At 69.0% G+C, this 13,906-nt stretch carries 11 protein-coding genes; 6 read left to right on the top strand and 5 right to left on the bottom strand.

Translation table 11 applies throughout. The features are described from left to right. Nucleotides 1-60 precede the first annotated feature (60 nt). Together OHB24_RS38975 and OHB24_RS38970 are read right to left on the bottom strand one after the other, a co-directional pair. Entirely contained in the window at nt 61-474 is a 414-nt protein-coding gene (locus OHB24_RS38975) for a VOC family protein (protein WP_327635971.1), read from the bottom strand. Then, nucleotides 471-983 (bottom strand): MarR family winged helix-turn-helix transcriptional regulator, encoded by a 513-nt coding sequence (locus tag OHB24_RS38970; RefSeq protein ID WP_327635970.1) that lies wholly within the window; start codon nt 981-983, stop codon nt 471-473. Before OHB24_RS38970 ends, OHB24_RS38975 begins: the two co-directional genes overlap by 4 nt. 113 nt (nt 984-1,096) lie before the next feature. On the opposite strand from OHB24_RS38970, the gene OHB24_RS38965 reads away from it, so the two are divergent. Beyond that, nucleotides 1,097-2,038: an NADP-dependent oxidoreductase gene (locus OHB24_RS38965; RefSeq protein WP_327635969.1), complete on the top strand. Its 942-nt coding sequence runs from the start codon at nt 1,097-1,099 to the stop codon at nt 2,036-2,038. A 109-nt stretch (nt 2,039-2,147) separates the two neighbouring features. Further along, nucleotides 2,148-3,056, top strand: coding sequence for an NADP-dependent oxidoreductase (locus OHB24_RS38960; protein ID WP_327635968.1), 909 nt, complete (start codon nt 2,148-2,150; stop codon nt 3,054-3,056). A 53-nt stretch (nt 3,057-3,109) separates the two neighbouring features. Here the strand turns inward: OHB24_RS38960 and OHB24_RS38955 are convergent, their stop codons facing one another. Then, nucleotides 3,110-5,407: a hypothetical protein gene (locus OHB24_RS38955; RefSeq protein ID WP_327635967.1), complete on the bottom strand. Its 2,298-nt coding sequence runs from the start codon at nt 5,405-5,407 to the stop codon at nt 3,110-3,112. Nucleotides 5,408-5,548: 141 nt separating this feature from the next. Next, the gene (locus OHB24_RS38950; protein ID WP_327635966.1) at nt 5,549-6,358 is read right to left on the bottom strand and encodes a PaaX family transcriptional regulator; all 810 of its coding nucleotides are present in this window, start codon (nt 6,356-6,358) and stop codon (nt 5,549-5,551) included. 147 nt (nt 6,359-6,505) lie between these two features. Here OHB24_RS38950 and OHB24_RS38945 point away from each other — a divergent pair, with 147 nt between their 5' ends. The 4 genes from OHB24_RS38945 to OHB24_RS38930 are packed head-to-tail and all read left to right on the top strand — an operon-like array spanning nt 6,506 to nt 13,141. After that, the gene (locus OHB24_RS38945; RefSeq protein ID WP_327635965.1) at nt 6,506-7,819 is read left to right on the top strand and encodes an MFS transporter; all 1,314 of its coding nucleotides are present in this window, start codon (nt 6,506-6,508) and stop codon (nt 7,817-7,819) included. An 11-nt stretch (nt 7,820-7,830) separates the two neighbouring features. Then, entirely contained in the window at nt 7,831-9,504 is a 1,674-nt protein-coding gene (locus OHB24_RS38940; RefSeq protein ID WP_327635964.1) for an FAD-dependent monooxygenase, read from the top strand. Further along, nucleotides 9,501-11,504, top strand: coding sequence for an acetate--CoA ligase family protein (locus OHB24_RS38935; protein ID WP_327635963.1), 2,004 nt, complete (start codon nt 9,501-9,503; stop codon nt 11,502-11,504). The genes OHB24_RS38940 and OHB24_RS38935 overlap by 4 nt, the downstream gene beginning before the upstream one ends. Next, nucleotides 11,504-13,141, top strand: coding sequence for a (2,3-dihydroxybenzoyl)adenylate synthase (locus OHB24_RS38930; RefSeq protein ID WP_327635962.1), 1,638 nt, complete (start codon nt 11,504-11,506; stop codon nt 13,139-13,141). Before OHB24_RS38935 ends, OHB24_RS38930 begins: the two co-directional genes overlap by 1 nt. On the opposite strand, the gene OHB24_RS38925 is transcribed toward OHB24_RS38930, so the two are convergent. Continuing rightward, nucleotides 13,138-13,881 (bottom strand): IclR family transcriptional regulator, encoded by a 744-nt coding sequence (locus OHB24_RS38925; protein WP_327635961.1) that lies wholly within the window; start codon nt 13,879-13,881, stop codon nt 13,138-13,140. The genes OHB24_RS38930 and OHB24_RS38925 overlap by 4 nt on opposite strands. Nucleotides 13,882-13,906: the final 25 nt, after the last annotated feature.

Raw genomic sequence — 13,906 nt, 5'->3', positions numbered from 1 at the left:
AATGTAGTTCGCTGCCACCTCCGCGGCTATCGGCCCGAGATCGTCACCGATGGCGGGAACCTACTTGGCCGCTGCTTCGGTCCGTGTGTTCCAGACGAGTTCCCACAGGTGGCCGTCGGGGTCGCTGACGTAGCCGACGTACGACCCGTCGTACTCCCGAGGATCGGCGGGCGTCGATCCGCCGGCCAGTTTGGCGCGCGCGACGGTTTCGTCCACCTCCTCCTTGCTCCCGATGGCGCAGGAGATGATGCAGGCGCCTGGAGCGGGACCGCCAGCATCCGGCATACCGCCGCGGCCGGCGTACATGGCGTACTCCTGCCGCTCGATGAGGAACAGTGAGAGGTTCGGCAGCTCGATCAGGATCATCGGTCCGTCGATGCCCGCGGTCTCCAGGCCCAGCCCGTCGCGACAGAACCGCAGCGTGCGCTCCAGATCGGTGACCGGCATCGAGACGACGGTGGTGGCTGGCTTCATGACGGGCCCTCCTTGGGTTTGCGGCGGCGTGGTGCTGCGGAGCGCGGGGGAGTCTGGCGCATGTGGTCTCTTGTGCGACCGAGGACGTCGGCGAGGGTTTCGATGTCGGAGCGCGACAGTGGGGCGAATAGTAGGTCGCCCAGGACGGCTATGTGGCCCGGGAAGACACCTGCGAGTACGGCGCGTCCCTCGTCGGTGATGGTGACGGTGATGCTGCGCTCGTCGTCGGAGGACTGCGTCCGGGTCACGAGGCCCCGCTTCTCCAGCGTCTGGGCCTGGTAGGTCAGTCCGCTGCGGCTGTAGACGACGCCGTCGGCGAGATCGGTCATCCGTCGGCTGCCCGTCGGAGAGTCGCCGAGGGTGGCCAGGAGCTGGAACTGCACGTAGCTGAGATCCCCGGCCTCCCGCAACTGCTGCTCGACGGCGTGCCTCAGCAGGCTGCTCGCCTCGATGAGGGCGAAGTAGGCGCCCAGCTGCGTGGCATCCAGCGAGGGTCGCGAGGAGGTCATGGACCGAGCCTATCAGTGCTTCTGACTCGAAGCACTTGCTTTGAATTCGAAGCAGAGCTACGGTGGTCCTCAGTTGCTTCGAATCCAAAGCACATTGCCGAAGGAGAGACATCATGAAGGCAGTACGGTTCCACGCAACGGGCGGCCCGGAGGTTCTGCGCTACGAAGACGCCGACCTGCCGGTGCCGGGCGCGGGTGAAGTGCGCATCCAGGTCGCCGGGTCGGCGTACAACCCGGCCGACGGCGGCCTCCGCGGCGGCTTCCTGCCGATCCCGGTCACGCTGCCGCACGTTCCCGGCTACGACGTGTCCGGCACGATCGACGCACTGGGCGACGGGGTGGGCGACGGGGTGGACGGCCTCGCCGTGGGCGAGAACGTCGTCGGTTTCATCCCCATGAACGCTGACGGATCGGCAGCGCAGTACGTCGTCGCCCCGGCGAGCGCACTGGTGAAAGCTCCGATCCGCATCCCGCTGGCCGATGCTGCGGGTTTGCCGTCGGTCGGGCTCACCGCATCCCAGGCACTCTTCGAGGCCGGCGAGCTCAAGGCCGGGCAGCGGGTGCTGATCAACGGCGCCGGCGGCCCGGTGGGCGGGTACGCCGTGCAGCTGGCCAAGCGCGCAGGTGCCCACGTCATCGCCACGGCGAGCCCGCGCAGCAGCGAGATCGTCAAGGCGGCCGGTGCGGACGAGATCATCGACCACACGGCCTCCTCTGTACTCGACGCGGTCACCGAGCCCGTCGATGTGCTGCTCAACCTGGCCCCGATCAGCCCGGACGGATTCACCGCCCTGGTCACACGGGTTCGTGACGGCGGCGTGGTCGTCTCCACGACACCGATGGTGACGACGCCCGGCGACGATGAGCGAAACGTGCGCGCGGTCACGATCTTCGTCCACCCCGACGCGGACGTGCTCTCGAACCTGGTCGCGCTCATCGACAGCGGCGACCTCCACGTCGAGATCGCCCGGCGCGTGCCGCTGAGCGAGCTGCCTGCGATCCACCAGCAGGCTGACGCGGGAGAGATCCACGGCAAGGTCGTGGTTTTGCCGTGACCCGGCCGGGTGGCCCATCGAACCCGCCGCTGAATGGCCCAGCTATTGCGGGCCGCTTCTGCCTACGGTCGAGGGGAACCATCACACCGACTGCTGCAAAGGATCTTCAATGCGTGCCATCACTGTCCGGGACCGCGAGGCCGATGGCTACGGGCTGTCCCTGACCGAGTTGCCCTCTCCCCGCGCCGCCGAGAACGACGTCATCGTCGAGGTCCACGCGGCTGGCTTCCTCCGAGGCGAGCCGGACTGGCCCGGCACTTGGACCGACCGCGCCGGCCGCGACCGCACGCCAAGCGTCATCGGCCACGAACTGTCCGGCGTGGTCGTCGAGCTCGGCTACGGCACCACGGGTCTCACAGTCGGTCAGCGGGTCTTCGGGCTGACGGACTGGGCCCGCAACGGCACCCTCGCCGAGCACACCGCCGTCGAGGCCCGCAACCTGGCTCCGCTCCCCGCCGACGTCGACCACATCACCGCGGCCGCCGTGGTGATGCCGGGTCTGACGGCCTGGCAAGCGCTGTTCGACCACGCTCACCTGCAAGCAGGCCAAACCGTTCTCATCCACGGCGCCGGCGGTTCTGTCGGATCGGTCGCCGTACAACTGGCCCACGAGACCGGAGCCCGCATCATCGGCACTGGCCGCGCTTCCGACCGGGAGCTCGCTAGCACCCTTGGCGCCCACGAGTTCCTCGACCTGGACAGCGACCGCCTCGAGGACTCCGGAGAGGTCGACGTGGTGTTCGACGTGATCGGCGGCGAGATCCGCGACCGCTCCACCGCCCTGTTGCGCCCCGGCGGCACCCTCGTCACTGTCGCCGACCCGCCGACGGTCCACCCTCGCGACGGCCGGGCAATCTTCTTCGTCGTCGAGCCCAACCGCGAGCAGACGGCGCAGTTGGCTGCTCGCCTGCGCGACGGGCGGCTCACACCGCTGGTCACAGAAGTCCGGGACTTGGCCGCCGTGCCCGCCGCTTTCGCAGAGCGCACCCGCGGCCGGATCATCATCAAAGTGAAGTGATGCAGGACCCCGCCCGCCGACTGCTTCCGTTGGAGCAGTCGGCGGGCGACGGTTCAGTTGAAGGTGCGGTCGGGGCAGTTGAGCATGCGGACCGTGAGTGGTCCGTCGGTGGTGACGTTCAGATCGGCGTCACAGGTGACCTTGGCCTGCTTGGGGTCGATCGTCACCGTGCTGATGTTCGTTGCGGTGATGTCGAGCCGGTTCGCGATCGGTGCGCTGACAGGAGCAGGCTTGGTCCGCCGTTCGGAGGTGTAGGCGTTGATGGGCACTGTCGAGCCCGTCGCCACGCCGGCGCCGGTGGTGACCGGGGCGGCTGGTGCATCGGCGAGGCCGAAGCCGTGTGACCGTACGTCGATGGTGCCGAGGGCACCGGACCGGTTCTGGATGGCGCTGAGCCAGTAGGCGTGGTCGCCGACGAGTCCGGACTCCGCGTCGTCCATGGCGGGGTTGCGTACGTAGGTGACGTGGAACGGATCCTGCGTGCCGCGCATGTCGCCGAGCCAGTCGGTCAGCACCTTCCAGGTCGCGTTCGCGCACATCACCACGTGATCGGAGGATGCGCCGAGCCAGCTGTCGAAGGTGAAGTCGTACTGCGGTCCTGCGATGTAGGCGTTCGCCCGCTCGCGAGGGATGTTGTACGGGATGTAGTTGTCCGGAAGGCCCGCCCATTCCAGCACCGGCTGGTTGCGGCGCGACGGCAGCAACGGTGTCAGGACCGAGCCCGGTTCGTGCTGGGTCGCGGTGTCGACGGGAAGGGTGTCGGCGATGCCGTTGATCCCGGGGAACGACGGCGCCATGTTCAGGCCGTCGCAGATGAAGGCTTTGCTGAACACGTCGGGGAACTGCAGTGCGAGTTTGTTCGCGCCGTACGCGCCGCTCGAGAAGCCGCTCATCACGGTCCGCGTGGAGTCGAGCCCGAACGCCCGCCGCGCATCGGCGAGCGCCTCGAACACCGATGCTCCGGAGCGTCCGTAGGACCAGTTGTCGTTGCCGCGGCCGTCGACCGAGATCACGACGGTCGGGGCGGACGGGCGGTTCGCGACCTGGTGGAACAGGTCCCGGTCGCCGGCCGGCAGGAGTGCTCCGGTGCCCGGGTCGCCGACCTGGTCGTTCGCACTCTGGGCGTAGCCCGGGGTCCAGACCATGCTCGCGTAGCCGTTGGCCGGGCGGGGCAGGTCGGGAACGTAGGCGACGTACCGCTGTAGTCGGCCGGGGAGGTCGGAGACGCAGTCGTCGCGGCAGATCCAGCCGAACTGGACGCTCGGCGTACCTTCGCCGTCGAGGGTCGCGCCGTTCTGCTGGGTGAAGGACCCGAGCGGTGGCTTGCCCGCGTCGCCTGGCAACCGGCGACCCTGCGCGACTTCGCTGTTCGAGGCGTAGAGCCGCTCGATGTAGCCCGAAGTCGGGACGGCGCTGTTGTCGGTCGTGTGTTGCGCCAGCTTGGCGAAGTCCACGTTCGCGAAGAACTTGCCGATGTTGCCGCTGGCAAGCGTCGTCTTCTGGTTGTCGTTGCGCCACGGCGAGTCGAACGGCTCCTGCCGGAACGCGACGTCGAAGTACGCCGACGGTCGAAGGCCGGCCGTGAGCGCGCCACCTGGGTGGGTCGCGTCGGCGACCGCCCGTGGGAGCAGGAACTTGTCCCCGGCGCGGTCCCACAGACCCGCCGCGGCGGCGACCCGGACAGTACGCGTGCCGGGGTCGTACGCGGTGTGCGGGACGCGGACCTCGACCTGCCGGCGCGCGACGTCGACCGAGACGGTCGGCGCGACAGGTGACGTCTTGCCGGTGGCCGCGTCGACGATGTCACCGGTCCGGCCATGGACGGTGACGAACTTCTCGGCCGGCATCAGGGTGTTCGCGCCGTGCGGTGCCTGGCGCGGGAGCAGCGAGTTGCCGAGCGCGATCGTCGTACCGACGAGGTCCGGGTCGGTCATCGTGTTGAAGGTGATCCGGAACGCGGTCGCGTCAGCGAGGGGCTTGACGCGGACCTCGACCAGGTCGGCGGCGTTGCCGCGGTACGCCGGGTTGGTCGGGTACGTGTACGCGAACGTGAGGGAATGTTCGGGCCAGTTGGTGGTGACGAGCTGGGCGCCTTGGTCGTCGTACACGCAACCCTGGTTGAGGAACTCGCCTTCGCGGTAGGCGCTGCTGTGGCACACCATGGTCGGCTGGGCCTGCCAGACACCGGTGTTCTCCAGCTGTGGGGCGGTGGGCGGGGGAGCGTTCAGTACGGCGGGGCCCGGGGCCGGTGGCGTTGCGGCGGCGGTCTGCTGGCCGGCGGCGGGATACGCCCACCAGGCGAGTAGCCCGCCCGCCGCGAGCACGGCAAGGGTCGATTTGATCGGTCTCATCGGCGGTGCCTCCAGAGCACGCGAGGGGGAGGGCGGACCGGGGCCGGCGATCCTGTTCGAGGCTGGATTGAAGTACATATGTACGCCGCTCGTCAAGAATCTGACACATGACAACGTTGCCGCGTCGCCGTTCCTGACGAGTCAGGCGACGCGGTCGGTGCCTGCGGCCTCGACGAAGAACCCGTCGGCGGGCGCCTTCAGAGCCTCGTGGGCCTGGAGGAAGAGGTCATGCGCCTCGCGGCCGTGCCAGCCGGTGGGGAGCAGCTCTTCGGGGAGATCGGGATCGCGGAACGGGAACAGCCGGTAGTCGTGGACGAGTTTCATCCGCTCGACGAGCGCCTCGCGTGGCGCCAACGAGCCGGCGCGGTACGACCGCATGCGCGGCCGGTAGGTGCGCAGCAGGGTGGCGTAGTCGGCGTCGAGGGAGTCGAGTTCCCAGCAGCGCGCCGCCATCTCGCGGTCGCGGGACAGCCCGGACGACTTGCACTGCAGGAGATCGAGCTGGATCGACGGCTGGTCGGCGAAGCGCTCCTGGATCTCGGTCAGCCGGTCGTGCGGACTCACCCAGGTCGACGACGTCAGCGGCCCGAACCCGAGCCAGGCGAGCTCCTTGCGCAGTTCCTCGCGGAGGGCTCGTTCGCTCTCCGGGACCGAGTAGATCACCATCGACCACTGCCGATCCCAGGGTTCACGGGATCGTTCGAAGATCCGGGTCCGCCCCTCGTCGAGCAGTCGCCAGCTCTTGTCGTTGAGCGCGTACACCGTTTCGCGACCGTCCCGCCGGGTGTCGAACCAGCCTTCGCGCCGCAGGCGCGCCATCACCACCCGGACGGTGCTCTCGCCCACGTCGAAGCACTCCAGTAACGCGGTCAGCGTGCGCAGCCGGACCTCGCCGCCGTGATAGCGGATGTAGTCGCCGAACAGGTCGAAGACGATCGACCGAGGCTTCATCGTGTCTCCTCGGAGCCGTTCCCAGTGGTTCGCAGCGCTCATCCTCTCATGATGCCATCAGAAGTGTGTCAAAGTCTTGACGGTCGTCCCTAAGACGTCCTACTTTCATCACATTCACCCGTCAGCCCGGCACGAAACGAGGCCGCCATGACCAGTTCCCCTGCCACCACCACCCGGTCGAGGACCGGCCTCTGGGTGGTCGCCATCTGCTTCGTCACGATCGTCTTCGACGGTTACGACCTGATCGTGTACGGCGCCGTCGTACCGTCGCTGCTGAAGAACCCGGACTGGCACCTGACGCCTGGTCAGGCCGGTGCGATCGGCAGCTACGCGCTGACCGGGATGGTGATCGGGACGCTCTGCGTGGGCGCCCTGACCGACATCCTCGGCCGGCGCCGGATCATGTTCGCCAGCATCACCTGGTTCTCGCTCGCGATGGGCGCGACCGCGCTGGCGCCGAACGCCGAGGTGTTCGGAATCCTCCGCTTCGTCACCGGCCTCGGCCTGGGCGGTGTGGTCCCGACCGCGATCGCCCTCACCGTCGAGTACGCCCCACCGCATCGGCGGAACTTCAACAACGCGCTGATGTTCTCCGGGTTCTCACTCGGCGGCGTGCTGGCCGCGGTACTGGCGATCAACCTCGTCCCCGTGCACGGTTTCCGCATCATGTTCGCGATCGGTCTGGCTCCGCTGGTCCTGGTGCTGCCGCTGGCGTGGCGGTTCCTGCCCGAGTCGGTCAGCTTCCTGCAGGCCCGCGGCCGGCATGACGAAGCGGCAGCTCTCGCGGCCAAGTACGGCGTACAGCCCGAGCCCGCCGAGCAGAAGCGGACCCCGCTCGCGGTGCTGTTCGGGCGCAAGCACCTGGCCGCGACGATCCTCTTCGGACTCGCCAGCTTCTTCGGCTTGCTCCTGGTGTACGGGCTGAACACCTGGCTCCCGCAGATCATGCGCCAGTCCGGCTACCCGCTCGGCTCCTCGCTGCGGTTCCTCCTGGTGATGAACCTCGGCGCGGTCGTCGGCGCCCTCGTCGCGTCCGCCCTCGCCGACCGGCTCGGCTCCAAGGTGGTCACGACGGTGGCCTTCGCCCTCGCTGCCGCGTCCATCTACGCACTCAGCACGGACCCGGCCGCGTTCGCGCTCTACCTGCTGATCGCGATCGCCGGTGTCGGCACGGTCGGCACGCAGATCCTCATCAACGGGTACGTCGCGACGCACTACCCGGCCGGGAGCCGCGCAACCGCACTCGGCTGGTCCCTCGGCGTCGGACGCCTCGGCGCGATCGTCGGTCCGCTCTTCGGCGGATGGGTCCTGGACTCCGGCCTGAGCCTGGACTGGAACTTCTACGGGTTCGCGGTCCCGGCGGTGCTCGGCGCGCTGGTGATCGCCGCCGTACCCCGCGGCGACCGCGAGCGCCGGCCGGAACCGGTTCTCGCTACGACGCCCCAAACGACCCAGGCCTGAAGGGAATAACGATGCGGATCGCGATTGTCGGCGGCGGCCCCGGTGGGCTGTTCCTTGCCACCCTGGTGAAGGCGAGTGACCCGGCCGCCGAGGTGACCGTGTTCGAACGCAACCGTGCGGACGACACGTTCGGCTTCGGAGTGGTGTTCTCCGACGCCACCTTGGCCGGCATCCACGCGGCCGACCCCGTGGTCCGCGACGCGTTGACGGAGTACGGCGTGCACTGGGACGCGATCGAGGTCCGTCTCAAGGGGGAGCGGTTCCGCTGCGGCGGGATGGGGATGGCGGCGATCGCCCGCAAGACGTTGCTCGCCGTGCTGCAGGAACGCGCCCGAACCGTAGGCGTGACCCTGCGCTTCCAGACCGAGGTCGAGCTCGAGGACCTCACCGACTTCGACCTGGTCGTCGCGGCCGACGGCGCCAACTCACGGATCCGGGAGCGGCTGGCAGCGGTACTCGAGCCGATGGTCGAGACGGCCGCGGCGAAGTTCATCTGGTTCGGTACGACGTACCACTTCGACGGACTGACCTTCGTCCACGAGCGCAGTGCCGACGGGGTGTTCGCCGTCCACGGCTATCCGATCGGCCCGGACGTCAGCACGTTCATCGTGGAGACCGATCGGGAGTCGTGGCTGCGAGCCGGGCTGGACGAGTTCGACGTGTCGCAGCCGCCCGGGACGAGCGATCTGAAGACCAAGCAGTACCTGGAGAAGCTCTTCGCCGAGCAGATCGAGGGGCATCCACTGCTGGTCAACAACTCACGCTGGGCGAGCTTCCGGACCCGGCGGACGGGGCGCTGGTCGCACGGCAACGTCGTACTCCTCGGCGACGCCGTGCACACCGCGCACTTCTCGGTCGGGTCCGGAACCAAGATGGCGATGGAGGACGCGGTCGCGCTGGCCGCGGCGCTCGCTGCGCACGACGATGTCCCGGCGGCGCTCGCGGCGTACGAGGAATCGGCGCGGCCGTCGGTCGAGAAGATCCAAGGTTCGGCACGGCCCTCGTTGTCATGGTGGGAGCACTTCGGGCGGTACCACGACACGTTGGAGCCGTGGCAGTTCGCCTTCCACTTCCTCACCCGCAGCATCAGCGGCGGCAAGCTCGCCCGCCGCGACCCAGCCTTCGTCGCGGCCACCCGTACGTCGTGGCACGCACAGAACGGACCGGCTCCGCTGGACACACCGTTCCGCTCCGGCGGCTTCTCGGCGCCTGGCCGGCTGGTCGAGGTGGACTTCCCGCACTCACCAACCTCCGCGGATCCAGTCTCTCCACCTTCAGGCATGGGCGCCGTGGCGGCTGACGGTGTGGTTGGTGAGTGGGGACGGTCCGCCTTGACGCTGTTCTCTGAGCCGCCGGACCGTGTCCGGGACTGGGGATTGTGGCTGGAGGCACCCGCGAGTGAGCAGGATTTGCCTTCGGCGCTGGGGTCGCTGCACTCCGGCGTACTGGCTGGGCCGGCGGTGGTGGCGGTGTACGGCGGATCGCGGTTGACGCGGACGTTGCTGGCGGAGGAGGCGCGGCTGGTGGCCGGCGTCCCCGCGATGGTGGTTGATGACGAGCTGACCCCGGACGACGCGGAGACCCTCCTCCTGTCCGGCCGCGCCGATCTGGTGGGCCGGACCAGCGGCAGTCCGGACAGGCACCCGCTCGCCGGGGTCAGCCGTAGTGTGGGAGGGAGCGTGTGAAGGGTTTGGACGGGTTGTTTGCCCCTCGCGGGGTCGCAGTGATCGGCGCCTCGCGCAACCCGGCCAAGCTCGGCGCGGTAATGGCACGCTCCCTCTCCACCTATGACGCACCACTCGCGCTGGTCAACCCGCGCGACTCAGAACTGCACGGCTCTGTCGCCGAGGCCGTGGACTCGCTCGGCGCACCGATCGACCTCGCTGTGGTCTGCGTTCCGGCAGCCGCAGCAGCTGATGCGGTGGCTGAGGCCGCGAAGGCCGGCGCCTCGGCGGCTCTCGTGTGTGCGGGAGGTTTCGCCGAGGCCGGCCATCCGGAGTACCAGCGTGCGTTGACAGACGTGGTCGATCGCCACGGCATTCGGCTGCTGGGACCGAACACCTCCGGATTCCTGGTGCCGGGCCGCGGGCTGACGGCCAGCTTCGTGCCGAGCGTCGGGTCGGTGCCTGCAGGTGGGGTCGCCGTCGTTGCGGCCAGCGGTGGCGTGAACCATGCGCTGTCCTTCCTCCTGGCAGAGGCCGGGTACGGCGTGAGCCTCGCGGTCGGACTGGGCAACGCCGCCGACATCGACGCGGCCGACGTACTGGACCATCTGCTGACGGATCCGGCGACCAAGGCCGTTGCTCTGCACATCGAATCGGTGGCCGACGGGTCGCGCCTCGCCGCTGCCGTCGCGCGGCTCTCGGCACGGAAGCCAGTGGTGGCGTTGGTTGTCGGACGCAACGATGTCGGTGCGTTCGCGAAATCGCACACGGGCGCACTGGCGACGTCGTGGCGGACCACTCGAGGCGTACTGCGGCAGTCGGGCGCTGTCCTTGTCGACGATGAACGTCAGCTGGTCGATGCTGTCGGCGCCTTGTCGACAACTCGATTGGCGCCCGCCGCTTCGCCCGGGGTGGGCGTCGTGACGGCGCAGGCCGGTCCGGGGTTGTTGTTGCTGGACGGGCTGCGGGGCGCCGGGATCCAGGTGCCCGTGCTTGCGGACGAGACGCAGCGGCGGCTCGGTGAGCTGTTGCCCCCGATGACTTACCAGGCGAACCCGGTGGACACCGGTCGGCCAGGCGCTGGGTTTGGTGAGGTGGTTCGGACGGTTGGTGCCGACCCCGGGGTCGACCTGGTCGCGGTCTATGCGCTGACCGAGCCGGACAGCGTCGACCTCGTGTCCGAACTCTCCCCGCAGGCCGCTTCGACGCCTACTGTGGTCGCCGTGGGTGGATCCACGGCGGACGTCACCGCAGTCCGGTCGGGCCTGCACGAGCGCGGCTACCCGGTAGCCACCAGCCCGGCCGCCCTCACCCATGCAGTCCGCGCGCTGGTGGAGGACGCCTGCCTCAACAACCGGCGCTCCGCGGACGAGCCGCTCCCATCGATCGCCGTACCCTTAGGCCCGTGGGACGAACACCAAGCCAAGACCGTCCTGGACACTCTCGGCGTTCGCACGCCATCCCGCGTTGCCTGCAGCACTCCCGAGGAAGCCCACGCTGCCCTGGACACGCTGGGCGGTCCGGTCGCACTCAAGATTCTCGACGCCGCGATTCTCCACAAGACCGAGGTCGGCGGAGTACACCTGGGAATCCGCACCCACGCAGAACTGCAGGACGCACTGGATGCCTTAGACGTGGAGCGAGTGCTGGTGGAGCAGATGGCTGCACCCGGCGTTGATCTGATTGTCGGCGCGCGGCGGGATCCGGTGTTCGGGCCGGTGGTGCTGGTCGGGCTGGGTGGTACGACGGCCGAGGCCCTTGCGGATGTCGCCGTACGCGCTGCGCCCCTGTCCGTGGCCGAGGCGTCCTCGATGCCGGACGAACTGCTCGGGTGTGCCCTGCTGGACGGCTGGCGCGGTGGGCCTGTGCTGGACCGGAGCGAGCTGGCTCGCGTTGTGCAGGCGTTGGGACAGGTCCTGCTGGACGCACAGCAGGTGGACGAGATCGAGATCAATCCTTTGCGGCTGACGCGTGACGGGCTGGTCGCGCTGGACGCTGTGATCACGGGCAAGGAGCAGTGATGGTCAGTCCGATCGCCGATGGTGTGGTGCCCTGGCCGGCCGAGGATGTGGAACGCTACGTCGCGGCCGGCTACTGGGAGGGGCGAAGTCTGCCGTCGCACATCTGGGAGCAGGCCGGGCGCACTCCGGACAAAGTCGCGCTGGTCGACGGCGACCTCAGGCTCACGTACGCCGAGCTCACCGCCCGCGCGGACTCCGCCGCGACGGCGTTGACCGACCTGGGTCTGCGGTCCGACGACCGGATCGTCGTACAGCTGCAAAACGGGTGGGAGTTCGTCGTACTCACCCTCGCCTGCTTTCGCGCCGGCATCGTCCCCGTGATGGCACTGCCGGGGCACCGCCACCACGAGTTGTCCTACCTGGCGGCGCACGCCGAGGCCGCGGCCATCGCCGTACCCGATGTCCTCCGCGGCTTCGACCATCAGGCGCTCGGGCATCGTCTGAAGGACGAAGTCGAGTCGCTCGATCACGTCCTGGTCGTCGGCGCCGATCTGACCGAGGGCAGCGTAGATCTGCGCGCCCTCTGCTCAGGCACCGACGCGTGGCAGGGTGCCGAGCCGGACAGCCGCAGCGTCGCGGTCTTCCTGCTGTCCGGCGGTACGACGGGACTCCCGAAGCTGATCGCCCGCACCCACGACGACTACACCTACAACGCCAAGTGCAGCGGCGCGGTGTCCGGGATGGACGCCTCCACGGTCTACCTGGTCGCACTGCCGGCCGGACACAACTTTCCGCTCGCCTGCCCCGGTCTTCTGGGCGCATTGCTCGTCGGCGGGACGGTCGTGATGCTGCCGAGCCCGGAGCCGATCCGCACGTTCGCGACGATCGCCGCGGAAGGTGTCACGCACACCGCGGTGGTGCCGGCGGTGGCGCAGCGCTGGCTGGACGAGTACTCCGACTCGAACGACCTGTCGTCGCTGCGCGTCCTGCAGGTGGGCGGTGCGCGGCTGGCCGACGAGGTGGCGCGCAAGATCAAGCCGGTGCTGGGATGCACGCTGCAGCAGGTGTTCGGGATGGCCGAGGGCCTGCTCAACTACACCCGCCTGGACGACCCGGAAGACGTCATCTGTACGACGCAAGGTCGCCCGATGTGCCCCGACGACGAGCTCCGGGTGGTCGATCCGTTCGAGCATCCGGTCCCGCCGGGCGAGCCGGGTTCGCTGCTGACCCGGGGCCCGTACACGCCCCGCGGCTACTACAAGGCCGAGCAGCAGAACGCCCGCGCCTTCACGCCGGACGGCTGGTACCGCAGCGGCGACATCTGCCGCATCGTTGCTGGCGGCAACCTGGTGGTCGAGGGCCGGGACAAGGACATGATCAACCGCGGCGGCGAGAAGATCTCCGCCGAAGAGGTCGAGAACCTGACCTACACCCTCCCCGGTGTCCAGCAGGTCGCCGCGGTCGCGATGCCCGATCCGCGCCTCGGTGAACGCGTCTGCGTGTACGTCGTCCCGCGCGGCAACACCGACATCACCCTCGACGACGTCCGGCACGCGATGGCTGACCTGGGCGTCGCGCCGTACAAGTTTCCCGAACGCCTGGTGCTGATCCCCGAACTCCCCACCACGAAGGTCGGCAAGATCGACAAGGTCGCCCTCCGCGCCGATATCGCCACCCGCCTGGAGACCGGAGTCTAGGAGAGTGCGGTGGAGATGGAGCTTGCCGCGGTGGTGAGGGCCGGGGTGATGCGGCGGATGCGGGCGGTCGAGTAGCGGACGCTGGGCATCGATACGGAGACGGCGGCGACTGTGGTCCCGGTGGCGTCGGTGATGCCGTGGCCCATCGCGATCAGGCCGCGTTCGGTCCGTTCGAGGTTGATCGCGATGCCGCTGCGTCGTACTGCTCGGAGTTCGGTGCGGAGTTTGCTCTGGTCGATGCGTTCGCCGGGCGGCGCGGCGTCGTACAGCGTGGTGATCTGCTCGTCGGTGAGTGCGGCGAGCATGACGAGGCCGCCGGTGGACTGGTGGGCGGGGAGGACCATGCCTTCGCGGCTGCTGACGCGCAGGGTCTGGCGGGATTCGACCGAGGCGACGAAGCGGATCGTGCGGCCGGTGCGGACGCTGAGGTTCACGGTTTCGTCCACCGTGTCGACCAGTGCCTGCATGGGGCCGAGCGCGGCGGCGCGGATCGCACCGGTCCTGGAGTGTGCGGTGGCGGCGAGTTCGAGGACCGGGCCGGCGTGGTAGCTACGGGCGTCGTCCTGTACGGCGAAGTCACGGTAGACGAGCGTGGTCAGTAGTCGGTGCGCCGTGGACTTGGCGACGCCGAGGCGCTCGGCCGCGGTCGAGACAGTGAGTGGTCCCTCGACCTGGAGGATGACGGCCAGTCGCAGGGCGTGGTCGACACTCGTCACGCCGTACGCCGGCGGGTTCTTCATCGGCTCGCTCCGTTCTGCTGTGCAG

The organism is Kribbella sp. NBC_00482 (assembly GCF_036013725.1).
Classification (GTDB): domain Bacteria; phylum Actinomycetota; class Actinomycetes; order Propionibacteriales; family Kribbellaceae; genus Kribbella.
Note: the sequence above shows the minus strand (reverse complement) of the source record. Positions and strands in the feature narration are given on the sequence as shown.

Bases quoted from the DNA above. Each gene is read 5' to 3' on its own strand.
- OHB24_RS38970 (WP_327635970.1), bottom strand. From the start codon at position 983: ATGACCTCCTCGCGACCCTCGCTGGATGCCACGCAGCTGGGCGCCTAC.
- OHB24_RS38975 (WP_327635971.1), bottom strand. From the start codon at position 474: ATGAAGCCAGCCACCACCGTCGTCTCGATGCCGGTCACCGATCTGGAG.
- OHB24_RS38950 (WP_327635966.1), bottom strand. From the start codon at position 6,358: ATGAAGCCTCGGTCGATCGTCTTCGACCTGTTCGGCGACTACATCCGC.
- OHB24_RS38930 (WP_327635962.1), top strand. From the start codon at position 11,504: ATGGTCAGTCCGATCGCCGATGGTGTGGTGCCCTGGCCGGCCGAGGAT.
- OHB24_RS38955 (WP_327635967.1), bottom strand. From the start codon at position 5,407: ATGAGACCGATCAAATCGACCCTTGCCGTGCTCGCGGCGGGCGGGCTA.
- OHB24_RS38945 (WP_327635965.1), top strand. From the start codon at position 6,506: ATGACCAGTTCCCCTGCCACCACCACCCGGTCGAGGACCGGCCTCTGG.
- OHB24_RS38965 (WP_327635969.1), top strand. From the start codon at position 1,097: ATGAAGGCAGTACGGTTCCACGCAACGGGCGGCCCGGAGGTTCTGCGC.
- OHB24_RS38940 (WP_327635964.1), top strand. From the start codon at position 7,831: ATGCGGATCGCGATTGTCGGCGGCGGCCCCGGTGGGCTGTTCCTTGCC.
- OHB24_RS38925 (WP_327635961.1), bottom strand. From the start codon at position 13,881: ATGAAGAACCCGCCGGCGTACGGCGTGACGAGTGTCGACCACGCCCTG.
- OHB24_RS38960 (WP_327635968.1), top strand. From the start codon at position 2,148: ATGCGTGCCATCACTGTCCGGGACCGCGAGGCCGATGGCTACGGGCTG.